General features: G+C 73.0%; 22 protein-coding genes. 18 read left to right on the forward strand and 4 right to left on the reverse strand.

Translation table 11 applies throughout. The annotated features are described in order from the left end of the window. Positions 1-308 precede the first annotated feature (308 nt). Positions 309-1,319, forward strand: coding sequence for an acyltransferase family protein (locus tag DV701_RS14465; protein ID WP_162803067.1), 1,011 nt, complete (start codon positions 309-311; stop codon positions 1,317-1,319). 57 nt (positions 1,320-1,376) lie between these two features. Beyond that, positions 1,377-1,682, forward strand: a complete 306-nt coding sequence (locus DV701_RS14470; RefSeq protein WP_202863549.1) for a hypothetical protein — start codon at positions 1,377-1,379, stop codon at positions 1,680-1,682. A 485-nt stretch (positions 1,683-2,167) separates the two neighbouring features. Here the strand turns inward: DV701_RS14470 and DV701_RS14485 are convergent, their stop codons facing one another. Further along, positions 2,168-3,730, reverse strand: a complete 1,563-nt coding sequence (locus tag DV701_RS14485; protein ID WP_114929262.1) for a DUF3352 domain-containing protein — start codon at positions 3,728-3,730, stop codon at positions 2,168-2,170. A 191-nt stretch (positions 3,731-3,921) separates the two neighbouring features. Further along, complete coding sequence (locus DV701_RS14490) at positions 3,922-4,446, reverse strand: inorganic diphosphatase (RefSeq protein WP_114929263.1); 525 nt, start codon at positions 4,444-4,446, stop codon at positions 3,922-3,924. A gap of 92 nt (positions 4,447-4,538) precedes the next feature. Between DV701_RS14490 and DV701_RS14495 the strand changes: the two genes are divergently transcribed. From DV701_RS14495 to DV701_RS14545, 11 genes are all read left to right on the forward strand, one after another. Continuing rightward, the gene (locus tag DV701_RS14495; protein ID WP_114929266.1) at positions 4,539-6,035 is read left to right on the forward strand and encodes a D-alanyl-D-alanine carboxypeptidase/D-alanyl-D-alanine-endopeptidase; all 1,497 of its coding nucleotides are present in this window, start codon (positions 4,539-4,541) and stop codon (positions 6,033-6,035) included. A gap of 55 nt (positions 6,036-6,090) precedes the next feature. Then, entirely contained in the window at positions 6,091-7,254 is a 1,164-nt protein-coding gene (locus tag DV701_RS14500) for a zinc-dependent metalloprotease (protein WP_114929268.1), read from the forward strand. Between the two features lie 12 nt (positions 7,255-7,266). Then, positions 7,267-8,289 carry a tRNA lysidine(34) synthetase TilS gene (tilS, locus tag DV701_RS14505; protein ID WP_114929270.1) on the forward strand — a complete coding sequence of 341 codons (1,023 nt, stop codon included), beginning with the start codon at positions 7,267-7,269 and terminating at the stop codon, positions 8,287-8,289. Between the two features lie 50 nt (positions 8,290-8,339). After that, positions 8,340-8,891, forward strand: a complete 552-nt coding sequence (gene hpt, locus DV701_RS14510; protein WP_114929272.1) for a hypoxanthine phosphoribosyltransferase — start codon at positions 8,340-8,342, stop codon at positions 8,889-8,891. Between the two features lie 151 nt (positions 8,892-9,042). Further along, positions 9,043-11,088, forward strand: a complete 2,046-nt coding sequence (gene ftsH / locus DV701_RS14515) for an ATP-dependent zinc metalloprotease FtsH (RefSeq protein WP_407669320.1) — start codon at positions 9,043-9,045, stop codon at positions 11,086-11,088. Continuing rightward, complete coding sequence (gene folE / locus DV701_RS14520) at positions 11,066-11,737, forward strand: GTP cyclohydrolase I FolE (protein ID WP_114931203.1); 672 nt, start codon at positions 11,066-11,068, stop codon at positions 11,735-11,737. The genes ftsH and folE overlap by 23 nt, the downstream gene beginning before the upstream one ends. A gap of 50 nt (positions 11,738-11,787) precedes the next feature. Next, positions 11,788-12,609, forward strand: coding sequence for a dihydropteroate synthase (gene folP, locus DV701_RS14525; RefSeq protein ID WP_114931207.1), 822 nt, complete (start codon positions 11,788-11,790; stop codon positions 12,607-12,609). Beyond that, the gene (gene folB, locus DV701_RS14530; RefSeq protein WP_114929274.1) at positions 12,599-13,492 is read left to right on the forward strand and encodes a dihydroneopterin aldolase; all 894 of its coding nucleotides are present in this window, start codon (positions 12,599-12,601) and stop codon (positions 13,490-13,492) included. Before folP ends, folB begins: the two co-directional genes overlap by 11 nt. Continuing rightward, positions 13,489-13,992 carry a DUF3180 domain-containing protein gene (locus DV701_RS14535; protein WP_162803068.1) on the forward strand — a complete coding sequence of 168 codons (504 nt, stop codon included), beginning with the start codon at positions 13,489-13,491 and terminating at the stop codon, positions 13,990-13,992. Before folB ends, DV701_RS14535 begins: the two co-directional genes overlap by 4 nt. A gap of 106 nt (positions 13,993-14,098) precedes the next feature. Further along, positions 14,099-14,743 (forward strand): class I SAM-dependent methyltransferase, encoded by a 645-nt coding sequence (locus tag DV701_RS14540; protein ID WP_114929278.1) that lies wholly within the window; start codon positions 14,099-14,101, stop codon positions 14,741-14,743. Positions 14,744-14,875: 132 nt separating this feature from the next. Continuing rightward, on the forward strand, positions 14,876-17,353 hold the full coding sequence (locus tag DV701_RS14545; RefSeq protein ID WP_114929280.1) for a hypothetical protein: 2,478 nt from the start codon (positions 14,876-14,878) through the stop codon (positions 17,351-17,353). Positions 17,354-17,430: 77 nt separating this feature from the next. On the opposite strand, the gene DV701_RS14550 is transcribed toward DV701_RS14545, so the two are convergent. Together DV701_RS14550 and DV701_RS14555 are read right to left on the reverse strand one after the other, a co-directional pair. Beyond that, complete coding sequence (locus DV701_RS14550; protein WP_114931209.1) at positions 17,431-18,534, reverse strand: NADH-quinone oxidoreductase subunit D; 1,104 nt, start codon at positions 18,532-18,534, stop codon at positions 17,431-17,433. A 79-nt stretch (positions 18,535-18,613) separates the two neighbouring features. Continuing rightward, positions 18,614-19,597, reverse strand: a complete 984-nt coding sequence (locus DV701_RS14555) for an SAM-dependent methyltransferase (RefSeq protein WP_114929282.1) — start codon at positions 19,595-19,597, stop codon at positions 18,614-18,616. Positions 19,598-19,726: 129 nt separating this feature from the next. Here DV701_RS14555 and DV701_RS14560 point away from each other — a divergent pair, with 129 nt between their 5' ends. From DV701_RS14560 to DV701_RS14580, 5 genes are all read left to right on the forward strand, one after another. Then, on the forward strand, positions 19,727-21,370 hold the full coding sequence (locus DV701_RS14560) for an AlkA N-terminal domain-containing protein (RefSeq protein ID WP_114929284.1): 1,644 nt from the start codon (positions 19,727-19,729) through the stop codon (positions 21,368-21,370). Further along, on the forward strand, positions 21,367-21,876 hold the full coding sequence (locus DV701_RS14565) for a methylated-DNA--[protein]-cysteine S-methyltransferase (RefSeq protein WP_114929286.1): 510 nt from the start codon (positions 21,367-21,369) through the stop codon (positions 21,874-21,876). Before DV701_RS14560 ends, DV701_RS14565 begins: the two co-directional genes overlap by 4 nt. Before the next feature lie 72 nt (positions 21,877-21,948). Beyond that, positions 21,949-23,469 (forward strand): lysine--tRNA ligase, encoded by a 1,521-nt coding sequence (gene lysS / locus DV701_RS14570; protein ID WP_114929288.1) that lies wholly within the window; start codon positions 21,949-21,951, stop codon positions 23,467-23,469. Next, a complete protein-coding gene (locus DV701_RS14575; RefSeq protein WP_114929290.1) occupies positions 23,466-23,717 on the forward strand; it encodes a hypothetical protein in 252 nt (83 codons plus the stop codon). Before lysS ends, DV701_RS14575 begins: the two co-directional genes overlap by 4 nt. 172 nt (positions 23,718-23,889) lie before the next feature. After that, the gene (locus DV701_RS14580) at positions 23,890-24,228 is read left to right on the forward strand and encodes a histone-like nucleoid-structuring protein Lsr2 (RefSeq protein ID WP_114929292.1); all 339 of its coding nucleotides are present in this window, start codon (positions 23,890-23,892) and stop codon (positions 24,226-24,228) included. Positions 24,229-24,253 lie beyond the last annotated feature (25 nt).

The raw sequence follows: 24,253 nt of genomic DNA on the forward strand, positions 1-24,253 counted from the left end.
AGGATGGTGGGTCGGTCGTGCGTGGGTCGGTACAGGCGGGTCGGCATGGTGTCCTCTCGGGGATGTATCTGGGGGGCGGGCTGGCTGCTCCTGGGTGGTGCGTGCCCGGTGCGTCTCCCCCCGAGGGGACGCGGGTGCGTGGGTGCCCCTGCCTCGTCTTGGCGGATCAGGCGGGGGTCGCGCGGGGGCCGGGGATGCGCACGATCTTCCATGCGTGCCAGCCGAGTCGGCAGCGGATGTCCATGTGGGTCCTCCCGGTCAGGGGTCGGGGCGGTATGGTGCGGCTGGTGAGCAGGAGGGTCCCCGGGGTGGGGTACATCCCGCAGCTGGACGGGCTGCGTGCCGTCGCAGTGGGCGCGGTGATGGTGGGTCATGCCTGGCCGGACTACGTACCCGGCGGCGGGGCCGGGGTGTCGGTGTTCTTCGCCCTGTCGGGCTACCTGATCACCAGCCTGCTGATCGCCGAACGTGAGCGGCACGGCCGGATCGACTACCTACGGTTCTACGGGCGTCGGTTCGTACGCCTGGTCCCGGCGCTGGTCCTCACGGTCGCCGTCACGGTGGTCGTGCTTCGTCCACCGTGGGGGAACGTCGCGGCCGCGCTGTTCTACTACGCAAACTGGCGGCGGATCGGTGGCCACGAGATGCAGGAGCTCGGGCATACCTGGTCGCTGGCGATCGAGGAACAGTTCTACCTCGTGTGGCCGCTCGTCCTCGCCGCTGCGTACTGCCTGTGGCGGGTGCGGGGCATCGCGTGGACGGCCCTGGCACTGTCTGCCGTCGCGGTGCTGATCAGGGCGTGGATCGGGGACGACACCTATCGGATGTACAACGGCCTAGACACCCGCATGGACTCGCTGCTCACCGGTGCCCTGGTCGCGTGCGGGCTGCGCCTGTGGCCGGCCGCGGTGGAGAAGGCGTGTCGGTGGCTGGCAGGGCCGGCACTGGCCGTCCTGACGGCGCAGACGTTCTGGGGCATGGTCGGTGGCTACCAGCTCGGCCAAGGAGTGCAGGCGTGGGCTTGTGCCGCGCTGGTCGGGTGGCTGGTGACCTCGCCGGGGTCGTGGGGCGCGCGTGCACTGTCGTGGACACCGCTGGTGTGGCTGGGGTTGATCTCCTACGGGCTGTACCTGTGGCACTTCCCGGTGCAGCACTGGTTCTCACCGATGGAGTGGATGACGCGGACAATGCTGCTGCCTTGCGTCGCGGTGGTAACGGTGCTGCTGTCATTGGTGTCGTACCGGTTCGCGGAGAGGCCTCTGACGCTGTGGCTACGGCCTCACTTGGTGCCGCGCGCCCGCGCGTCAGAGGACGCTTAGGGGGCGTAGAACTCCGACTTGGGGATGCGGGTGTGCCCGATCCGCCACTGGTCAGCCGTGTCTGACCTTGCGTTCGGCGGGACCGACTGCGCGCTGCCGGTGACGCACGCGATAGAGCAGGGGCTGGAGGTGGACACGTTCGTCGTCTACACGGACAACGAGACGTGGGCCGGGTCGAGCCACCCGCACCAGGCGCTGCGTACCTACCGTGAGCGCTCGGGCATCCCCGCCAAGATGATCGTGGTCGGGATGACGGCGACCGGATGCTCGATCGCAGATCCGTCCGACCCGGGAATGCTGGACGTGGCCGGGTTCGACTCGGCGGTGCCGCAGCTCATCTCGGACTTCTCGCGTGGCCTCTGACGCTCGGGCGCAGCAGGCGCGTGAGCATCACCTCCGGTCGGAGGGCGCTCTCGCGTCTGCTGCACGCCACCGGGAGCAGCGAGACGAGCTCGTGCGAGCGTTGCGCAGGGGCGACCCGCGGCGCTGGACGTATGCCGCCCTCGCGCAGGCTGTCGGGTGCAGCCCAGAACTGATTGCGGTCATCGTCAAGGGCGACCCTCGGAGACGCCGTGCATGAGACGCCGGGTGGCGCACGGTCGCCTGGGGAGACAATTCGTGCGTCACTGGTGCGCCAGGAGCGTGCGCCTACCCTGGTCGTGGGGCTACACCGTGAGACACTATGTAGACACGAAGAGACAGCGCGAGACGCTGACCTGCGGTGGGGCATTCACTCGTAATGAACAGGTCATCGGTTCGATTCCGATAGGCGGCTCCAGCACGGCAGGACGCCCCGGACCCACAGGGTCCGGGGCGTCCTCGCGCCGCGGGCGGCTCAGCCGGTCGGCTCACTCACCGTCGGCGACGAAGCGCAGCGTGAAGCGGCTGGTGTCGGCCCCGGTGACCTCGGTCGACCAGCCCACCGCGGCGAGCCGCTCGAGGGCGGAGCGGGCATCCTCGTCCTCGACCATCGGCAGGTAGCGGTCCTCGTACTCGTTGATGTTCACGAAGAGCACCGAGGCCGCCTCGTCGGCGTCCGCGACGGCCGCGCCGAAGGTCGCATCGTCACCGAGCCGGCTCTGCGGCGCCGCGACGCCGTCGACGTAGTCCTGGGCCAGACCCAGGGTGAGCACGCCGTCGTCCGTGCGCTGCGCCAGCTCGTTGGGCGGCAGGCCCAGGTCCTGCAGCAGGGTGCTGAACCTGTCCGCGTCGGTCTGGACGCGGTAGGCGACCGGCAGCTGCGGCAGGCTGGTCTCGGTCTGGCTCATCCCCTCGACCGCCTCGACCATGCCGGGGCCGACCGAGAGGACCAGCGAGCTGCCCAGGACCGTCTTGAGGTCCTCGGGCAGGGTGAAGCCCTGGGCGGAGGCCTCCTCGACGAGCGAGTCGACGCCGTCCTCGTCGACCGAGGAGTAGAGGTCCCAGACCGCCTGCACCCAGTCGGCGCCGTTCTCCAGGGAGAAGGCGGCGGCGGTGTCGGCCGGCAGGTCCAGCACCAGCTGGGCCCCGTCGGCGGTCGGCATCGAGAAGCCGCCGTAGCCGTGCGAGAGCCCGTGGATCTCCACCGCGTCGGGGCTGAGCCGCAGCGCGCCGGCGGCCCGCCCCGACAGCATCGCCTTCTGCTCGTCGGTCAGCCCGCTGGTGACCGCGCCGCCGGCGCCCAGCTCGGCAGCCTCGTCCAGGGCGACGTCCTCGAGCTCGGCCACCTTGGCCACGTCCATCCAGAAGGAGGCCACGCCGGCGTCGCCGAGGTCGTCCATGTCGGAGGTGAAGGCCTCCTGGTCCTCCAGCGTGCCCTGCTCGGCGGCGGCCCTGACCTGCTCGACCTGGTCGGCCTTGGCCAGGACGACGTAGTCGCCGTCGAGGTAGTAGCCGAACTGCTCGTCGGCCGGCGTGTCGGCGGCTGCGCTGCTGGCCTTGATCTTGTCCAGGGTCGCCAGCGCCTTCTCGCCGTCCTTGACCTGCATCGCGACCGCGACGAGCGGCTCCTCCTCCCCGTTGGGCAGGACCGCCACCCCGGCCCGGTCACCCAGCCACGGCTCGATGTCGGTCGCGTAGTCGAGGTCCGCCGGGACGTCGCCGTCCTCGGTCAGCTTCTCCCAGACGTACTCGCGCCACTCGCCCGACTCCAGCCGAGCCTGAGCCTGCGGGTCCAGGCCCTGGAAGAAGCGCACCGCGGCGACCTTCTGGCCCACCGAAGGGTCCAGGTCGACGCGGAGGTAGGCGGCCGCGTCCCCGGGCAGCACGGTGTCCGGCTGGTCGCCGGTGCTGCCCAGGAAGTGGACGGCGGCGTACGCCCCGCCCCCGATGAGGGCGGCGGCGCCGAGCCCGATGCCGGCCATCAGCCAGCCCCTGCCCCCGCGCCCGGCCTCGGTGATCCCGCCACCTGGTTGTTCCACCACAGTCGACATCTCTGCCTCCCCGCTCCGGCGGGACACGCTCCCGCCCTTCTGCGCCGTCCCTGCGACGGCGGCTGCTGAGGCACAGCCTAGAGCCCCGGTCGGGGACAGCAGAACCGTGCGTCGTCGGGATGGACGACGCCCCGGACCGTCTGGTTCCGGGGCGTCGGTGGGTGCGCGGTGCGCCAGGTGCTCCTGCGCGCTCAGTGGTTGGGGTGCGGCATCGGCCAGCGCGCGGTGGTCAGGCCAGCGTCCTTGGCGCGCTGCACGGCCTCGTGGTAGACCCGCTCGGACTCCTCGCGGCCCGCCCAGTGCGCGCCCTCGACCGACTTGCCGGGCTCCAGGTCCTTGTAGACCTCGAAGAAGTGCTGGATCTCCAGGCGGGTGTGCTCGCCGATGTGCTCCAGGTCGCGGATGTGGCTCTTGCGCGGGTCGTCGGCCGGCACGCAGATGATCTTGTCGTCGCCGCCGGCCTCGTCGCGCATGTGGAACATGCCGATCGGCCGGGCCGCCACCAGACACCCCGGCCAGGTCGGCTCGTCCAGCAGCACCAGCGCGTCCAGCGGGTCGCCGTCCTCGCCGAGCGTCTCCTCGATGTAGCCGTAGTCCGCCGGGTAGCGCGTCGCCGTGAACAGCATGCGGTCCAGCCGGATGCGCCCGGTCGCATGGTCGACCTCGTACTTGTTGCGGCTGCCCTGCGGGATCTCGATCGTCACGTCGAAGTGCATGTGCGGTGCTCTCTTCTGCATCGTGGGCGGTTAGGCTCTGGGGTCCAGTGTCCCCCATCTGGGCACGGAACAGCGACGGAGGGCGGCCAGAGGTGGTCAGCAGCGGCATGCGCGGTGCCGGAGGGCGCTCCAGGTATGCCGTGCTCCCCGCCGTGCTCCTCGCGCTCGTGGCTGCCGGTGGCCCGGCGGTCGCGGGCGCCGCGGCGCCGCCCGGGACCGCCGACGACGCCGCGATGACCACCGCGGCCCCCCCGACGACACGGGCCGAGGCCCTGCCCCGCCCGCTCCCGCTGACCCGCCCGCTCGGACAGGTCGCCGACGGACCCGAGCCCGACGCCGCGACGCTGACCGAGGACATCGCCGACGAGCTGGACACCGACTGGCTCGGCCCGGCACGGCGCCGGGCTGTCACCGTGCGCGACGCGCTCACCGGAGACGTCCTCGCCGCCCGCAACGCCGACCGGCCGGTGACGCCGGCCTCGACGACCAAGCTGCTGTCCGCCGCCGCGATCGTCACCGGGCTGCCGGTCGAGCACACCTTCACCACCCGGGTGGTCTCCGGGACCTCCCCGGAGCAGCTCGTCCTCGTGGCCGGCGGCGACATGCTCCTCGCCCGCGGCGAGGGCGACGCGGACGCGGTCGCCGGCCGCGCGGGCGTCGGGGACCTGGCCGCCCAGGCCGCCGAGGCGCTGCAGGCGCGGGCCGTGGAGGGGCCGGTCGAGGTCGCCCTCGACCTGCAGCACGTCGCCGGACCGGACACGCTGTCGACCTGGACCGACTTCTGGGTCTCCGAGGGCTACACGGGGCGCATCGTCCAGCTCGGCCTCGAGGAGGACCGTGCCCTGCCCCAGCGACCCTCCCCGCGGGACCCCGCGCAGGAGACCGCGAGGGCCTTCGCCGCCGCGCTCGAGGAGCACGGCGTCCGGGTGGCCGACGATCCGGACGGCGAGGCGGTGGACGACCCCGGGTGGAAGGCCGAGGAGGTGCAGGCACCCGAGCAGACCGAGGAGGTCCTCGCCACCGTCGAGTCGGCGCCGCTGCGCGACGTGCTCGCGCTCGCGCTGGCCACCAGCGACAACGCGATGGTCGAGCAGCTGGCGCGACAGGCCGCCGTGGCCGCGGGCGGATCGGTGGACGAGGGTGCCCTCACCACGTGGATCGCGCAGACCCTGGAGCAGGACTACGGGATCGACATGACCGGTCTGCACCTCGCCGACGCGAGCGGACTGTCCGGCGGCACCCTGCTCACCGTCGACGTCATCGCCGAGGTGCTGGTAGCGGGGGCGGACGGCTCGCACCCGCCGCTGCAGTCGGTCCTGGCCGCCGGCGGGCTGCCGATCGCGGGCTACACCGGGACGCTCCACGACCGCTTCCACCTGCCGGTGCACGCCGCCGCGGTCGGCAACGCCCGGGCCAAGACCGGTTCGCTGCCCCACGTCACCTCGCTCGCCGGGACCGTCGTGACCCGGGACGGCCGGCTGCTCGTCTACGCGATGACCGCCGACGACATCGGCGAGGACGGTGCCGTGCTGGAGGCCCGCTCCAGCCTCGACGAGGTCGTCGCCCAGCTCGCCCGCTGCGGCTGCTGACGCTCTGGGGCTGCCGGGTTCGCGCGGACCCGGCGCCACCGCATACCGTCGGACCATGAACTCCATCCCCGCGACCCCAGTGCCAGCGCCCGCCGAGCCCGGCGACCCGACGCCGGCCACCGCGCCGGACGTGCGCGGCAGCGAGCTGGTCGACTGGGGCTTCGCCGCGACGGCCGCCGGACGCCTCGTGCCGCCCGGGCCGCGCGCCGGCCGGCGGGAGGTGGAGGCCCTCGTGACCCAGCTGCGCTCCGCGGGGGAGCGCGCGGTCGGCCCTGTGGCCTCGACCGCCCGGATGGAGACGCCGCCGGGCACCCCGCCCGCCCTCGTCGTGGACCGCCCCGGCTGGATCCGTGCCAACGCCGCCTCGATGGGGGCGATGCTCGGGCCGGTGCTCGACGACGTCGTGTCCCGCAAGAGGGAGGCCGACCGGCAGCGCGCCGAGCAGGCCGGCCGCACCCTGCCGGAGGTCGGGCAGCGCACCCAGAAGGTCGGCTCCACGATCACCGGCACCGAGGTCGCCGGCATCCTCTCCTGGATCTCGACCAAGGTGCTGGGCCAGTACGACCTCGCCCCCCAGGGCACCCCGCGACTGCTCTTCGTCGCGCCCAACATCCTCAGCGCCGAGCGCGAGCTCGAGGTGGACCCATCCGACTTCCGGCTCTGGGTGGCCGTGCACGAGGAGACCCACCGGGTGCAGTTCACCGCGGTGCCGTGGCTGCGGCAGCACGTGATCGACTCCGCACGCTCCATCGGCTCGGAGATGGTGCCCGAGCCGGACCGGATGGGCCAGCGTCTGGGCGAGATCGTCTCGGCGCTGCCGGGCGTGCTGCGCGGCGAGACCGACATCACCCAGGTGCTCGCCACCCCCGAGCAGCGCGAGCGCCTCGCCGAGGTGACCGCGGTGATGTCGCTGCTCGAGGGGCACGCCGACGTCGTCATGGACGAGGTCGGGCCGAGCGTCATCCCCTCGGTCGCGGAGATCCGCCGGAAGTTCCAGCGGCGCCGCAAGGGGGCCGGCAACGTCGACAAGATGCTGCGCCGGCTGCTCGGCATGGAGGCCAAGATGCGGCAGTACCGCGACGGCGCGGTCTTCGTCCGCGCGGTCACCGACCAGGTCGGGGTGGACGGCTTCAACCAGGTGTGGAGCTCGCCCCAGACCCTGCCGCGGCCCGCCGAGATCGCCGACCCGGCCGCCTGGGTCGCGCGCGTCCACGGCTGACCCCGCGCGCCCGTGCCCGGCCCGCCGCCCGCCGTCGCCGCCGTGCGTGTCGCGGTCCGGCGCGCGCTGACGCAGGTCCCCCTCGGCCCGCCGACCGCCGAGCCGCTGCTCCTGGTGGCGTGCTCGGGCGGCCCGGACTCCTCGGCGCTGGCCGCGGGCACGGGCTTCGTCGCGTCCCGTCTGGGCTGGCGCGCCGGCGCGGTCGTCGTCGACCACGGGCTGCAGGAGGGGTCCGCACGGGTGGCGCAGCAGGCCGCCGCCCTGTGCCACGAGCTGGGGCTCGATCCCGTCGAGGTGGTCGCCGTCGAGGTGGTGCGCACCGGGGAGGGTCCCGAGGCCGACGCCCGCAGGGCGAGGTATGCCGTGCTCGCCGACCGGGCGGACGCGCTCGGCGCCCGCGCCGTGCTGGTGGGGCACACCCTCGAGGACCAGGCCGAGCAGGTGCTGCTCGGGCTGGCCCGGGGGTCCGGCGCGCGGTCGCTGTCGGGGATGCCGCCCTGGCGGCCGCTCGACGCGGCCGCAGACCCTGGCACCGGCGGCGCCCTCCTGCTCCGGCCGTTGCTCGGCGTCACCCGCCAGCAGACGCTCCAGGCGTGCGCCGAGCTCGGCCTCGAGCCCTGGCAGGACCCGCACAACGTCGACCCGCGCTACGCCCGGGTCCGGGCCCGCAGGGCCCTCGCCGACGTTGCCGTCGACCTCGGTCCCGGCGTGGTGGCCGGCCTGGCGCGCAGCGCCGACCTGCTGCGGGACGACGCGGACGCCCTCGACGCGGCGGCGGAGACGGCATACCTGGGTATGGGGGACCCGCCCTGGGAGGCGGGCCGGCTGCGTGGGCTGCCCCGCGCCGTCCGGACCCGTCTGTGGCGGCGCGCGGCGCTGGCGTCCGGCAGCCCGGGGACCGACCTCACCTCGGAGCACCTGCTGGCCGTCGACGGGCTGCTCACCAGGTGGCGCGGACAGGGCCCCCTGCACCTGCCGGGCGGGGTGCAGGCGTCCCGGACGGGGGAGCAGGTGTGGATCGGGCGGCCCACGTAGTTCAATGGGCCGAGCACGACGACCGGAGCCAGACGACGAAGGAGCAGCGCGTGGACGCCGAGCACATGGGGCCCGACCTGGAGAACGTCCTCTACACCGAGGAGGAGATCCAGACGCGGCTCACCGAGCTGGCCGCCCGGGTGTGGGGGGACTACAAGGACAAGGACGTGCTCCTCGTCGGCGTGCTGCGGGGCGCCGTGATGGTGATGGCCGACTTCGCGCGGGCGCTGCCCGGGTCGGCGGAGATGGACTGGATGGCGGTGAGCAGCTACGGCTCGGGCACCAAGTCCAGCGGCGTGGTCCGCATCCTCAAGGACCTCGACACCGACATCTCCGGGCGGCACGTGCTCATCGTCGAGGACATCATCGACTCGGGCCTCACGCTGAGCTGGATCCGCACCAACCTGGAGTCGCGCCGCCCCGCCTCGGTGGAGATCTGCACGCTGCTGCGCAAGCCGGACGCCGCCAAGGTGGAGATCGACGTGCGCTACGTCGGTTTCGAGATCCCCAACGCCTTCGTCGTCGGCTACGGGCTGGACTACGCCGAGAAGTACCGCAACCTGCGCGACATCGGCACCCTGGCCAAGCACGTGTACTCGTAGGGACCCGACCGTGCCCCGGGGCCGCGGTCCCGGCGGCGTGATGGAACACTGGTCGTCTGCCGCGCGTTGTGGGCAGCAGACAACGTGCCGATTTTCTTGATCAGGAGGACCGGGACGGGCACGGCGACGTGTCCACCCGAACGCGTCAGACATGAGCAGCAGCGCCAACAAGCGGCGGCCCCGCCCCAAGCCCAGTCCGTGGATGTGGATCTTCGTCTTCCTGGGTCTGGGCATCCTGTGGTTCTCGCTGCTCTCGCCCAGCGACTTCACCCGGATCCCCACCTCCGACGCGCTGCAGCTGATCAAGGCGGACAAGGTCGCCGAGGCCACGGTCACCCCCGACCGGGTGGACCTCACGCTCAAGGACGGGCAGACCTTCTCCAGCGACGACGTCCGCGAGACGGGCAAGGTGCAGGCGTACTACGTCGAGGCCCGTGGCGAGCAGATCATCAGGGCCATCGACGAGCACCCGCCGAGCACGACCTGGACCGACGACCCGGCGCGGCCCAACTTCTTCGTGCAGCTGCTGGGCAACTTCCTTCCGCTGCTGCTCATCCTCGGACTGTTCCTGTGGCTGATGATGCGCATGCAGGGCGGCGGCCGCGGGGTGATGCAGTTCGGCAAGTCCAAGGCCAAGCTGGCCACCAAGGACATGCCCAAGGTCACCTTCGCCGACGTGGCCGGCGCGGACGAGGCCGTCGAGGAGCTGGAGGAGATCAAGGAGTTCCTCGCCGAGCCGCGCAAGTTCCTGGAGGTCGGCGCCAAGATCCCCAAGGGCGTGCTGCTCTACGGCCCGCCCGGCACCGGCAAGACGCTGCTCGCGCGGGCGGTCGCCGGTGAGGCCGGCGTGCCCTTCTACTCGATCTCCGGCTCGGACTTCGTCGAGATGTTCGTCGGTGTCGGCGCCTCGCGCGTCCGGGACCTGTTCGAGCAGGCCAAGGAGAACGCCCCGGCGATCATCTTCGTCGACGAGATCGACGCGGTCGGCCGGCACCGCGGTGCCGGGCTCGGCGGTGGCCACGACGAGAGGGAGCAGACGCTCAACCAGCTGCTCGTCGAGATGGACGGCTTCGACGTCAAGACCAACGTGATCCTCATCGCGGCGACCAACCGCCCCGACATCCTCGACCCGGCGCTGCTGCGCCCGGGCCGCTTCGACCGTCAGATCGCGGTCGAGGCACCGGACATGCTGGGCCGCCTGCACATCCTGCAGGTGCACTCCACGGGCAAGCCGATGGCCGACGACGTCGACCTCATGGCGGTGGCGCGGCGCACCCCGGGGTTCTCCGGCGCCGACCTGGCCAACGTCCTCAACGAGGCGGCGCTGCTCGCCGCCCGCCAGGACGCGCGGATCATCACCGACCACGACCTCGACGAGGCGATCGACCGCGTCATGGCCGGTCCGCAGAAGCGCACCCGGGTGATGAGCGCCAAGGAGAAGAAGATCACCGCCTACCACGAGGGGGGCCACGCCCTCGTCGCCGCGGCGATGAACCACACCGACCCGGTGAGCAAGGTGACCATCCTGCCGCGCGGGCGGGCGCTGGGCTACACGATGGTGCTGCCGGCCGACGACAAGTACTCCACCACCCGTAACGAGCTGCTGGACCAGCTCGCCTACGCGCTGGGCGGGCGGGTCGCCGAGGAGCTGGTCTTCCACGACCCGACCACCGGCGCGGCCAACGACATCGAGAAGGCCACCGGCCTGGCCCGCAAGATGGTCACCCAGTTCGGGATGAGCGAGCGGGTCGGGGCGGTCAAGCTCGGCTCGGGCTCATCGGAGGTGTTCCTGGGTCGCGACATGGGCCACGAGCGCGACTACTCCGAGAACCTTGCGGGCGTCGTCGACCAAGAGGTGCGCCGGCTCATCGAGGCCGCGCACGACGAGGCCTGGCACGCCCTCAACGACAACCGGGAGGTCCTCGACACCCTGGTGCTGGAGCTGCTCGAGAAGGAGACGCTCAACGCCGCGGCGATCGCCGAGATCTTCACGGACGTCCGTAAGCGCCCGGTCCGCGCGGTCTGGCTCTCCTCCGACGCCCGGACCATCCACGAGGACGGGCCGGTCCTGACCGACGCCGAGAAGCGGGCGATGGCCAACGGCCACCGGCCGCCGGTGGACGAAGGTGAGGAGCACCCGCCAGAGAAGGTGATCGAGATCCCGGAGGGTGGTCATGTCGACCCCGGACACCCCTGACGGGGCTCCTGCCGGACCCGTCCGCGCCACCGGCGCGGGCGGCGACGACGGGGACGCCCCCGGCGCCCCGGTCGTCGCACCGGTCGACCACGCCCGGATCGAGGCTGCGGTCCGCGAGATCCTGCTCGCGGTCGGCGAGGACCCCGAGCGTGAGGGTCTGCAGCAGACCCCCGCCCGGGTGGCGCGCTCCTACGCGGAGATCTTCTCCGGCCTGAGCCAGGTGCCCGACGACGTGCTGGGCGCCACCTTCGACGTCGAGCACGACGAGATGATCGTCGTGCGGGACATCGACATGTTCAGCGTGTGCGAGCACCACCTCGTGCCCTTCCACGGCGTCGCGCACGTCGGCTACATCCCGGGCACCGACGGACGGGTCGTCGGCCTGTCCAAGCTCGCCCGGCTGGTCGACGTCTTCGCCCGACGCCCCCAGGTGCAGGAACGGCTCACCACGCAGATCGCAGAGGCGCTCGAGGCGCGGCTCGCCCCGCGCGGCGTGATCGTCGTCGTCGAGGCCGAGCACCTGTGCATGTCGATGCGCGGCGTCCGCCGCCCGGGCGCCCGCACGATCACCTCCGCCGTCCGCGGGCAGCTGCGCGACCCCGCCACGCGCGCCGAGGCGATGAGCCTGGTCTCGGGAAGGGCCCGCTGACCGTGCGGCCGACCGTCGCCGACCTGGTGCTCCCCCGGACCACCCGGATCATGGGGATCGTCAACGTCACCCCCGACTCCTTCAGCGACGGCGGGCGCTGGCTGGACCCCGACGCCGCGACCGCCCACGGCCTCGAGCTCGTCGAGCAGGGCGCCGACCTGCTCGACGTCGGCGGCGAGTCGACCCGTCCCGGCAGCGTGCGTCCCTCCGAGCAGGAGGAGCTCGACCGGGTCGTGCCGGTCGTGCGCGCGCTCGCCGACGCCGGGCACGCGGTGTCGGTCGACACCATGCGGTCCACGGTCGCCGCGGCCGGGCTGGAGGCCGGTGCGGTGATCGTCAACGACGTGTCCGGCGGGCTCGCCGACCCCGACATGCCCGACCTCGTCGCCTCCTCCGGCGCCCCCTTCGTGGTCATGCACTGGCGTGGACTGCTCTCCGACCCCCACGCGCGCCCCCACTACGACGACGTCGTCGCTGAGGTATGCCGCGAGCTCACCGCCCGCGTCGACGCCCTCCTCGCGCGCGGCGCCGCGGCCGACCAGCTCGTGCTGGACCCGGGCTTCGGCTTCGCCAAGGACGCGGACCACAACTGGGAGCTGCTCGCCGGCCTGGACCACGTGGTCGGCCTCGGCCTGCCGGTCCTGGTGGGCACCTCGCGCAAGCGCTTCCTGGGTCGGCTCCCGCGCCGCCCGGGGGCGGCCGTGGAGCCCGGCGCCGACCCCGCCACGCCGACGGAGCGCGACCTCGCCACCGCGGCGACCTCCCTGCTCGCCGCACAGGCGGGGGCCTTCGCCGTGCGGGTCCACGAGGTGGGTCCGACGCGCGAGACCCTGGCCGTGCACCAGATGGTGGAGGCGGCCCGTGCGCGGTGACCTCGTCCGCCTGACCGGTGTGCGCGCCTTCGGTCACCACGGCGTGCTGGACCACGAGCGCCGCGACGGCCAGGACTTCGTCGTGGACGTCGTGCTCTCCCTCGACCTGCGCCCCGCCGGCGAGAGCGACGAGCTGGCTCGCACCGTCAACTACGCGCAGGTGGCCGCCGACGTCGTGGACGTCGTCACCGGAGAGCCCCGCGACCTGATCGAGACCGTCGCCGAGGAGATCGCCGCGCGCACGCTCGCCCGGCCGCTGGTCGAGGCCGTCGAGGTCACCGTGCACAAGCCGCAGGCTCCGGTCGGCGTGCCCTTCGGCGACGTCGAGGTCGTCGTTCGTCGGCAGCGCGACGTGCCGGTCGTGATCGCCCTCGGCGCCAACCTGCAGGGCGTCGACGGTGCCGACCCCGCCGGCACCCTGATCTCTGCGGCACACCGGCTGCGCCGGCTCCGGGGGCTCCGCGGGCTGCGGCTGTCCCGCGTCGTCGGCTCCGCGCCGGTCGGAGGCCCCGAGCAGCCCGACTACGTCAACGCGGTCGCCCTCGCCCGGACCAGCCTGCCGCCCGCGGCGCTGCTGGCCGCCCTGCACCGGGTGGAGGCCGCCCACGGCCGCACCCGGGAGGTGCGGTGGGGGCCGCGCACCCTTGATCTGGACCTCGTCCAGTACGGCGACCCCGCCACCGGCACCGACGTCCGCAGCGCGGACCCGGAGCTGCTCCTGCCGCACCCGCGCGCGCACGAGCGTGCGTTCGTGCTCAGGCCCTGGCTCGACGTGGACCCCGAGGCCCGCCTGCGCGTGGGTGAGGAGGTGGTCGCGGTGCGCGACCTCATACCCCTCGTCGCCGACCAGGACGTGCACCCGCTGGAGGAGGACGCCGGGTGAGACCTGAGCAGGGCGTGCGGATCGGCTCCGGCGTGGTCGTCGCGCTGCTGTCCGGGATGGCCAGCTGGTTGCTGCTCGCAGTCGTGCGCGCGGCCGGTGGCGCGCACCCGGTGATCTCCTGGATCGGCCTTGTGCCGCTGGTCGCGGTCACGCTGCTCGTGCTCGCGATGACCTGGCAGGTCCGGCGCTACGTGCACGGCAAGGGGACGTGGCGGCCGTCGCCGCAGCGGGCCCGCGGCACCCTTGTCGGGGCGCAGGCCGCGGCGCTGGGCGGCGCCGCCCTGCTCGGCTGGTACCTCGCCAACTCTCTGGTGCACGTCTCCGTCGCCGACGTGCCCAGCCAGCGGGTCCAGCTGGTCTGGGGGGTGGTGCACGCGGCCGCCGCGCTCGCGCTGTCGGTGAGCGGCTACGTCGGGCAGGCCTGGTGCCGTATCCCGCCGACCGAGCACGACGACGACGACGGCGACACGGCCACCGACGGCGACCTCGCCTACGGCTGAGCTGCGGGGCAGGGCTGCCTTTCGGCTGGGCTGCGGGAACCGGCTGCCTGCGGCCGAACGCTGCCGCCACGCCTGGGCGGCCAGGGGCGATGCCTATCCTGGCGGGATGGAAGAGCAGGAGCGGCGAGCGCCGGTCGACCCCGTGCAGGGGCGGCTGCCCACCTCGATGTGGCCGGGGCTGGAGGACCCCGAGCACTCCCGCTGGTACGCCGAGCGCTTCCGTGCCATGGCCCGCTCCGGGCAGGACCTCGAGGGCGAGTCGCGGCTCGTCGACGTGCTCGCCCCACGGCGGGCGCGGCTGCTCGACGTCGGCTGCGGCCCCGGTCGGCACGGTGGGCACCTGGCCAGGCTGGGCCACAGGGTGGTCGGCGTCGACGTCGACCCGGAGCTGATCGCTGCGGCCGCTCAGGACCACCCAGGCGCGACGTGGCTGGTCGGCGACGTCGTCAGCCTCGACCTGCCCGCAACGGGGGTGACCGAGCCGTTCGACGGGGCGCTGCTGGCGGGCAACGTCATGGACTTCGTGCCTGCCGAGCACCGGGCGAGGGCGCTGGGACGGGTGGCTGCTCACGTGGTCGCCGGCGGTTTCGTGCTGCTGGGGTGCCGGGTGGGCCGCGGCTTCACCCCGCAGGAGCTCGACGCGCTGGCTCCGGGGGCCGGGCTGGTGCTGGAGCAGCGTTTCGCCACCTGGGACCTCAAGCCGTGGGTGCCGGACTCCGACTTCGCGGTGAGCGTGCTGCGCCGGGTCTGAGGTCGGCGCGCCCTCCTCTCGAGCACCATTCCCGAAGGTATGTACGACACCCTGTGGATCACCGCGCCCTTTGTCGGACACTTGTCCTAAGATAGGGGCATCAGATCGGACCCTGGGGAGGGGGTGGTTGGTATGGCAGGCGAGGCAGAGCAGAGTGAGGACGCGGTCCGGGCCCGGATGCTGAGGGAAGGGTTGGGGGCCGGGGGCGCGGTGGATCTCGAGGCGCTGGACGCGTTCGTGCCGAGACAGTGGGCCGGCCGTGCCGGCCTCGGGCTGGACGGCGTGCTGCGGGTGTCCTACCAGCGGCCCGGGCCGTGCGCGGACGCTGACCTCGCTCCGCGCGGCGACCCTGACGGGGAGCTGCTGGCGGGGCTGGGCCCGCAGCGGCGTGGTCAGCTGGAGGACGTGCTGCCTGCGCTGGATCGGCAGGAGCTGAGCGGTGAAGCCTCCCTGGACGCGGTGGAGGCCGCTCACCGGTGGTCGTGCGCCGCGTCGGGGGCGCGGTTGCACGCGGTGCGTGAGCTGGCTGCCCGGACCGGGGCAGAGCTGCTGGCCGACAAGGGTGTGGCCGACCCGGCCGAGATGTCCAGGACCGCCCGGCAGCGGTGGCGGGCACGGGCCAAGTCCGTGGCGGTGGCCGAGCTGGTCGCGCTGACCGGGTGCGGACGGGGAGCGGCGCAGGAGGAGGTGGCCATCGCCTCCCTCCCGGATGCGTCGCGGCGTCCGGTGGAGCAGGCCCTGGAGGCCGGGATCGCCCCGTGGACGTTGGTGCTGATCTGGTCGCGGCGGTGCGCGCGGATGGCGCACGAGGACGCTGCGGCGATCTCGCGAGCGTTGTTCGCGACCTGCATCGACCCGGCCGAGGCCGCGGCGGAGCGGCTCACTCCCGAGGGTGGGGTGTCCAAGGCTCCGTGGGCCAAGCCGGTCTTCCACGACGCACTGGAGCGGTTGGCGACCGCCGTGGAGGGTGCAGACCCGGAGGCCAGGGAGACGGAGCGACTGGCGGCGCACGCGGCGCGTGACGCCTACGCGGTCGTCGATGACGACGGGACGGCGCGGCTGGTCATCACCGGTGACGTCGTCTCGGTCACGGGTGCCGCGGCCCGGTTGCAGGAGATGGCGACCAAGGCCAGGAACGCAGGTGACCCGCGCTGGAAGGGGCAGCTGCGTTCGGACATCGCGCGGGCGCTGCTGGTCCACGGGGTGCTCCCGTTGCCGGACCTGGGCGGCGACCTGGGTCTGGTCAGCCCCGACGACGTCGCCGGCCTGGTCGACGTCCTCGCCGGGGTGCCGTCGGCGCACGTCAACGTGATCGTGTCCTGGGAGGCGCTGACCGGCGCTCCCGTCCTCAGCGTCCCGAACACCTACCCCGGCTCCGGCCCCGGCTCCGACCCCGGCCCGGGCCCCGGCTCCGGCCCCGGCCCCGGCTCCGGCCCCCGCCCCGGCACGGCCGACGACGCGGGCGCCGACGGTGACGACGAGCTGGACCCTCGACCACCGCCCTGCACGCCAGGCTTCCCTCGTCCCACGGGGACGGTCCCTCGTCCCGCGGGGGCAGTCCGTCGCCCGGAGGGGAGGAGTCCGTCTGCACAGGGGAGGAGTCCGTCTGCACAGGGGAGGAGTCCGTCTGCACAGGGGAGGAGTCCGTCTGCACAGGGGAGGAGTCCTTCTGCGGAGGCGGGTGGCGGTGATGGGGCGAGCTTCGGGCTGGTGAGGGTGCTGCCCGGCGTGGGCCGGTTGCTGGGACGGGAGTCGCGGTTCCTGACCGCCGCGGAGGTGCGGGCCATCGCCGGCCGGCCGGGCACGACGCTGTACCGGATACTGATGGACCCCGCCGACGGGCGGTGCATCGAGCGCTCGGCCACCGGGTATGCCCCGGACGCGGCAATGCGTGCCCAGATCATCGCCGCGGACGTGACCTCGAGGGCGCCGGGCTCCACGGTCCCGGCACCGTGGTGCGACCTGGACCACGTCCAGGAGTATCTGCTCGGCGGACCCACCTGCGAGCCGAACCTGCAGTCCCTGGACCGGCCCTGGCACGTGCTGAAGACGTTGAAGTTCTGGGACGCGGTCATGGACGCCAGCCGCAACATCACGTGGGAGTCCTTCTGGGGCCGGGTCTACGACACCCGTGCCCACGACTACCGCCAGTACCTCACCCAGGCTCTCCCGGTCCCCGATCCCGCCACGCCGAGCGCGACGCCACCAGCTGGACCAGCCGAGGGTCGGCCACCCGGTGGGGCCGCGCACGGGGCGGAGAGCGGACTCACCCTCGCGGAGCAGAGGCACCTCGCATCGCTGCTGGTCTACGCAGCCCTGGCCCACCGTCGTCCTGGGGACCGGCTGGTCGCCGACGACGACGAGCCCGGCGCGGACGTGGAGTTCCTCGGCCTGCACGAGGCCGTCCTGATCCGCCACACGACGCGCGACGGTCGGCGCAAGGACGGCCCCCGCCCCGGCACCCCCAGTCCGGAGCGACTCCTCACCCACGACCCCCGCGAGGTGGTGGACCACCCGGCCTGGACCACTGTCGACGACCCGCCCCAGGACGACGGTGCGGGCGACGCACCCGACGCAGGCGAGCCCGGCGACGAACCTCCGCCCTTCTGATCCGCCCTTTCGATGCGCCCTTTCGATCCGCCCTCTGGATCGGAGCGCAACGGGGCTCTGCCCGAGGGGGCCAGGTGCTACCGGTCGATGTCACCGACGACGAAGAACATCGACCCCAGGACCGCGACCATGTCGGCCACCACCGTCCCGGGCAGCATCTCGCGCAACACCTGCACGTTGTTGAACGAGGCCGAGCGCAGCTTGAGCCGGTGCGGGGCTTTCTCGCCGCGGCTGACCAGGTAGTAGCCGTTGAGGCCGAGCGGGTTCTCGTTCTGCAGGTAGACCTCGCCCTCGGGCACCTTGAGCACCTTGGGCAGCTTGGTGTCGAAGGCACCCGGGCCTAGCTCGCGCAGCCGCTCGGTGCAGGCACGGGCCAGGTCCAGACTGACGTGGACCTGCTCGGCGAGCACCTCGAGCCGCGCCTCGCAGTCGCCGGCCTCCCGGGTCACCACCCGTCCCGGACCCCCCGCGCCGAAGAGCTCGCCGTAGGCCAGGTAGGGCTCGTCGCGCCGCAGGTCCAGGTCCAGCCCCGAGGCGCGGGCGATGGGGCCGCTGACCCCGTAGCCCAGGACCTGCTCCATCTCCAGCACCCCGACACCGTGGGTGCGGGCGCGCACGATCTCGTTGCCGAGGAGCAGCGACTCCAGCTCGGGCATCCGCGAACGCACCTTTTCCACCGCGGCGTCGACATGGTCCAGCCAGCCGTCCGGGATGTCGTGGAGCAGACCGCCGACCCGGGTGCACATGTAGTGCATCCGGCCGCCGGAGAACTCCTCCATCACCGCCTGGAGCTCCTCGCGCTCGCGGAAGGAGTAGAAGATCGGCGTGATCGCACCCAGCTCGAGCGGGTAGGACCCGAGGAACATCAGGTGGTTGAGCGCGCGACCCAGCTCGGCGAGCAGGGTGCGCGTCCAGGTGGCGCGCTCGGGCACCTCCATGCCGAGCAGGTGCTCGGCAGCCAGCGCCACGCCCACCTCGTTGTTGAAGGCGGAGAGCCAGTCGTGCCGGTTGGCCAGCACGATGATCTGCCGGTAGTCACGCGCCTCGAAAAGCTTCTCCGCCCCGCGGTGCATGTAGCCGATCACCGGCTCGGCTGCCAGGATCCGCTCGCCGTCGACGGTCACGCGCAGGCGCAGCACGCCGTGCGTGGCGGGGTGCTGGGGGCCGATGTTGAGCACCATCTCGGTCGTGCTGGTCCCGCCCACGCCGGTCCCGGCGCCCAGGGTCACGTCGAGGTCACGGGTGCTCACCTGTCCCACCCTACTGACGGCGCAGCACCAGCCAGTGGAAGCCGCCCGGTCCGTCGGGCGCACGCAGCGTCGCGAGGGCGCCACGTCGCGCCAGCGCCTCCAGGTATGCCGTGGGTGCGCTGAGGGCGAGCTCGTGCGGCACCTGCGCACCCGCTGCGGGCAGCAGTCTGGTCAGGGCCTCCGCCTGGCTGGAGCCTTCGCACGTGGTGCCCGGGAAGGCGTCGGCCAGGTGGTCCACGAGGCTGTCCACCGCCACGTGCGCGGTGAGGTCGCACGTGCCGTCCGGCACCGGCAGCACCTCCCGGCCGCTGCGGAAGCCGGTCAGCGTGCCGTGCACGGGACGGTCCTCGCGGGTGTGCCCGTAGTCGACGACGAGCAGCACGCCCCGGTCGATCCGCCCCAGGAGGTCGGCTGCGGCCCGGTCCCGGGGCGGGCCCACCTCCGCGCGCACGACGTGCCCCGGGACCCAGCGGCCGAGCCAGTGGAGGATCTCGGCGTCCCGGTCCGACGACGCCGCACCCGACGACGACACTCGCCTCGACGACTCCGTGCCGTCGGGGAGGACGGTGACCTCGCGCCATACCCCGTGCTCGTCCCGCTCGACCACGGGGCAGGGCACGACGTCGAGCCACTCGTGGGCGACCACGAGGGCGTCCGTGAGGTGCACCAGCTCCTCGGGCAGCTCGGCGCCGCCGGGGGAGAGCAGCCAGCGGTGCACCCCGGGCGGGCGGCGGTCGACGACGTCGACCCCGGTGAGCTGCAGGTCCGGCGCGAGCGCGGCGACGTGCGCGAGGAGCTCGCCCCCACCGGCGCCGACGTCGACCACCTGCGTGCACCCGTGCCCACGGGCGAGGGCCACGACCGCCGCCGCCAGCACCTCGCCGGCGCCGGGCACGCCCTGGGTCGAGGTCGCGAAGTGCTCGGCCGGCGCGTGGCGTCGGTAGAAGCCGTCGGGCCCGTAGAGGGCCTCGTGCCACGCCTGCTCCCACCTCACGGCACCATCCTGGCGGGCCGGGCAGCCGTCGCGCTCCACCGGGCTGCGGGAGCCGCCCCCTGGCGACCCGACGACGCTGATGTCGTTTTCCTGCTAGACCATGCCTCCGACAGGGTTCACCATGGAGGTGTGCACCTCGACCCCGCCCGCTGCTCCACCGCCGTCCGGAGCAAGGACCCCCGCTTCGACGGGTGGTTCGTCACGGGTGTGCTCAGCACCGGGATCTACTGCCGGCCCAGCTGCCCGGCGATCACGCCGAAAGTCGTCAACATGCGCTTCTTCCCCTCGGCCGCGGCAGCCCAGGGAGCGGGCTTCCGGGCGTGCAAGCGCTGCCGACCGGACGCCACGCCGGGCTCGCCGGAGTGGCACGTGCGCGGCGACGTCGCCGCACGCGCCGTGCGGATGGTCGCCGACGGCGTCGTCGACCGCGAGGGGGTGGGTGGTCTTGCGGGACGGCTGGGCTACTCGGTCCGCCAGCTCGAGCGGCTGGTGAGGGCCGAGCTCGGGGCAGGGCCGCTCGCCCTGGCCCGGGCCCAGCGCGCGCAGACCGCCCGCCTGCTGGTGGAGGGCACCACGATGACGATGGCCGAGGTGGCCCACGCCGCCGGGTTCTCCAGCATCCGGTCCTTCAACGACACGGTGCGCACGGTCTACGCGACGACGCCGACCGAGCTGCGCCAGGCCGCCCGGGCCCGGGACACGGACGATGGCGGGAAGAGCGGCGGCCCCGCCGACCAGCTCGTCGACAGCCCAGTCGGCGACCCCAGCGGCGCGGGGCCCGTGGCGCCCGCAGGCAGCGTCGCCCGGCTGGACCTGCGGCTGCCCTTCCGCGCCCCGCTGCACGCTCCCAGCCTGTTCGGTCACCTCGTGGCCACCACCGTGCCCGGCGTCGAGGTCTGGCGCGACCGGGGTCTGGAGGTCGCCCTCGACCTGCCGCGCGGGCCGGCCGTCGTCCGCCTGGAGATGCCGGAGCCTGATGCTCGGCACGTGCCCGCCCGTCTGCTCCTCAGCGACGTCCGGGACCTCGCCGCGGCGATCCAGCGCTGCCGGCGGCTGCTCGACCTCGACGCCGACCCCGTGGCCGTCGACGAGCACCTCGCCACGGATCCCGGGCTCCGGCCGCTCGCGACCAGCGCGCCGGGGGTCCGCCTGCCCGGCAGCGGTGACGCCGCCCAGATGGCGCTGCGCGCGGTCCTCGGGCAGCAGGTCTCGACCGCCAGGGCCGCCGGTCTGGCCGCCCAGCTGGTCCGTTCCCTGGGCAGGCCGCTGCCTCCCGCGCTGCTCGAGGACGGTGGCCCGACGCACCTCTTCCCCACGCCCGAAGCGGTCGCCGGCGCCGACGAGGTCGACCTCCCCGGTATGCCGGGGGCCCGGCGCCGGGCGCTGCTCGCCCTCGCAGCTGCCCTGGCCGGCGGGGAGCTGGACCTGTCGGCGGGCGCCGACCGGGACGTCGCGCGCGAGGGACTGCTCGCCCTGCGCGGCATCGGCCCGTGGACCGCCGAGATCGTCGCCCTGCGGGGGCTGGGCGACCCCGACGCGTTCCCCGCCAGCGACCTCGGGGTGCGTGCCTCCGCCAAGGCTGCGCGCCTCGACGACGCCGCCCCCGCGCTGCTCGCGCGGGCCGAGGCCTGGCGCCCGTGGCGCTCCTACGCCACCGCCCTCCTGTGGGCGAGCGGCACCCACGCGTCGGCCCGGCCGCCCGCCCACGGCGAGCCACCACCCCATACCCCTGGATCCCACCAGACCCGACCCCGGCCGAAGGAGGCCCCATGACCATCGCGACCCTGCACCTCGTCGTCGACTCGCCCGTCGGCCCGCTGACCCTCGTCAGCGACGGAACGCACCTGACCGGCGTGTGGTTCGCCGAGAGCAAGCACCCGCCGGTCGACACCGGCCGTGAGGTGGACCGCGACGAAGCCCCGCAGGTGCTGCGGGACGCCGCCGACCAGCTCGCCGAGTACTTCGCCGGGAGCCGGACCGCCTTCGACCTGCCGCTGGCGGCGGGGGGCACCGACTTCCAGCGACGCGTCTGGGCGCTGCTGGAGCGGATCCCCTACGCCGAGACCCGCTCCTACGGCGAGCTGGCCGCGGAGCTGGGTCAGCCCGGGGCCTCCCGCGCGGTCGGTCTGGCCAACGGGCGCAACCCGGTCTCCATCGTGGTCCCCTGCCACCGGGTGGTCGGCGCCTCCGGCGCCATCACCGGCTACGGCGGCGGCGTGGAGCGCAAGCAGGCGCTGCTGGATCTCGAGCGCGGAGTCGCAGGTGACGCGCTCTTCTAGACCCCCACAGGTATGGGGTGAGCCTCGCGGCTCGGTGCCGGGGCGCCCGGCGGCGGCGGATACCCTGTCGGGGTGACTGATCCTCAGGCCGCAGCACCCGCTCCCGCCGCCCCCGACCACGAGCACGACCTGCCCGAGCAGGTCCGCGTGCGTCAGGGCAAGCGCGCGGCGATGCTCGCCGAGGGCGTCGCACCCTACCCCGTCTCGGTGCCGGTGACGCACACGCTGGCGCAGGTGCGCGAGCAGTGGGGCCACCTGGGGACGGGCGAGGAGACGCAGGACGGGGTGGGCGTGGCGGGCCGTGTCGTCTTCGTCCGCAACACCGGCAAGCTGTGCTTCGCCACCCTCCAGGCCGGGGACGGCACCCGGCTGCAGGTCATGCTCTCCCTGGCCGAGGTCGGGGAGGAGGCGCTCGCGCGCTGGAAGGCCTGGGTCGACCTCGGTGACCACGTCTTCGTCGCCGGCCGGGTCGTCTCCAGCCGGCGCGGAGAGCTGTCGGTCATGGCCGCCTCGTGGCAGATGGCGTCCAAGGCGCTGCGGCCGCTGCCGGTGCTGCACAAGGAGATGTCCGAGGAGCAGCGGGTGCGGCAGCGCTACGTCGACCTCGTCGTGCGCGACGAGGCGCGCCAGATGGTGATGGACCGGGCCGCGATGACGCGGGCCGTGCGCGGCGTGCTCGAGGACGAGGGCTACGTCGAGGTCGAGACCCCGGTGCTGCAGACCATCCACGGCGGCGCCGCGGCGCGACCCTTCCTCACGCACCTGAACGCCTTCGACCTACCGATGACGATGCGGATCGCCCTCGAGCTGCATCTCAAGCGCGCCGTCGTGGGCGGTATCGACCGCGTCTACGAAATTGGACGGATATTCAGGAACGAGGGAATCGACTCGACCCACAGCCCCGAGTTCACCATGCTCGAGGCATATCAGGCCTATGGTGACCAGTTCACGATGGCCGCCCTCATGAAGCGGATGATCCTGGCGGCGGCCGACGCTGTCGGAACTCGTCAGGTTCAGACCCCGCGCGGTGCCGTGGACCTCGATGGAGAATGGGCCTGGCTCCCCTTCTACGAAGGGCTTTCCGTAGCGGCAGGCAGAACGGTGGACGTGAGCACCCCGCTGGAGGAACTCCGCGCCCTGGCGGCCGAGCACGAGGTCCCGGTCAGGCCGGAATGGAATGCCGGAAAGATCGCCCTGGAGATCTTCGGCGACCTCGTCGAGCCGACCTTGGTCCAACCGACCTTCGTCCACGACTATCCCGAGATCGCCCAGCCGCTGGCCCGCACGCACCGGACGCACGAGGGACTGGTCGAGGCGTGGGACCTGATCATCGGCGGCGTGGAGCGCGGCACCGCCTTCACCGAGCTGGTCGACCCGGAGATCCAGCGTGCCCGGCTCACCGAGCAGTCGCTGCTGGCGGCAGGGGGAGACCCCGAGGCGATGCAGCTGGACGAGGACTTCCTGCGGGCGCTGGAGTACGCCGCACCGCCGATGGGCGGCCTCGGCATGGGCCTGGACCGGGTCCTCATGCTGCTCACCGGGACCGGCATCCGCGAGACGATCCTCTTTCCCTTCCTCAAGCCGGAGGCATGATGGGCGAGCTGCTCCGCGAGGGCTGGATGATCCTGGCCGCGCTGATTCCCTCGATCGGCCTGCTCTTCCTCTTCTGGATGATCCTCAAGCATTTTGTCGAGGGTGACCGTCGTGAGCGCGCGGCCATCCGGCGCTGGGAGGCCGAGCAGGACCGGTCGCTTGCGGAGAGGTCGGAACAGGGGCGGCCCGTGCGGGACATATCCGAGAAAAAGGACGTCACGGCGCAGGAGCCCGACGACCCACGCTGAACGGGCCGGTCGCCTCTGGGCTTCCGGGCCGGCATCGATGTCGCCGTCGGACTGCGGACCGACGGAATAATTCATCGTGTCCTCTGGATGTTCGGCCATGAATGTGGTTTCCTAGTACTGGCGGGTCAAATCCCTGTGGCCTGCCTCGGGACGACATATCCAGGAGAATCCAATGGTTCAGCGTGTGCAGATCATTCTCGAAGACGATCTCAGCGGTGGCGAGGCCACCGAGACCGTCGAGTTCGCCCTCGACGGGGTCACCTATGAGATCGACCTGAACGACGAGAACGCCACCCGGCTGCGTGAGGGCCTCGCGCCCTGGATCGCGGAGTCGCGGCGCTCTGGTGGGCGTCGGCAGACCCGGCGCCGTGGCACCGGCTCGGGGGCGGGCTCGGCGAAGTCCGAGGAGCTGGCGAAGATCCGCGAGTGGGGCCGCGCGAACGGCTACAAGGTGAGCTCCCGCGGTCGCGTGTCGCAGGACCTGCAGGACGCCTACGCAGCAGCGAACTGACGCTTTCGCACCACCGTCAGGACGG

It is taken from the genome of Ornithinimicrobium avium (assembly GCF_003351765.1).
In the GTDB taxonomy this organism is placed as follows: Bacteria; Actinomycetota; Actinomycetes; order Actinomycetales; family Dermatophilaceae; genus Ornithinicoccus; species Ornithinicoccus avius.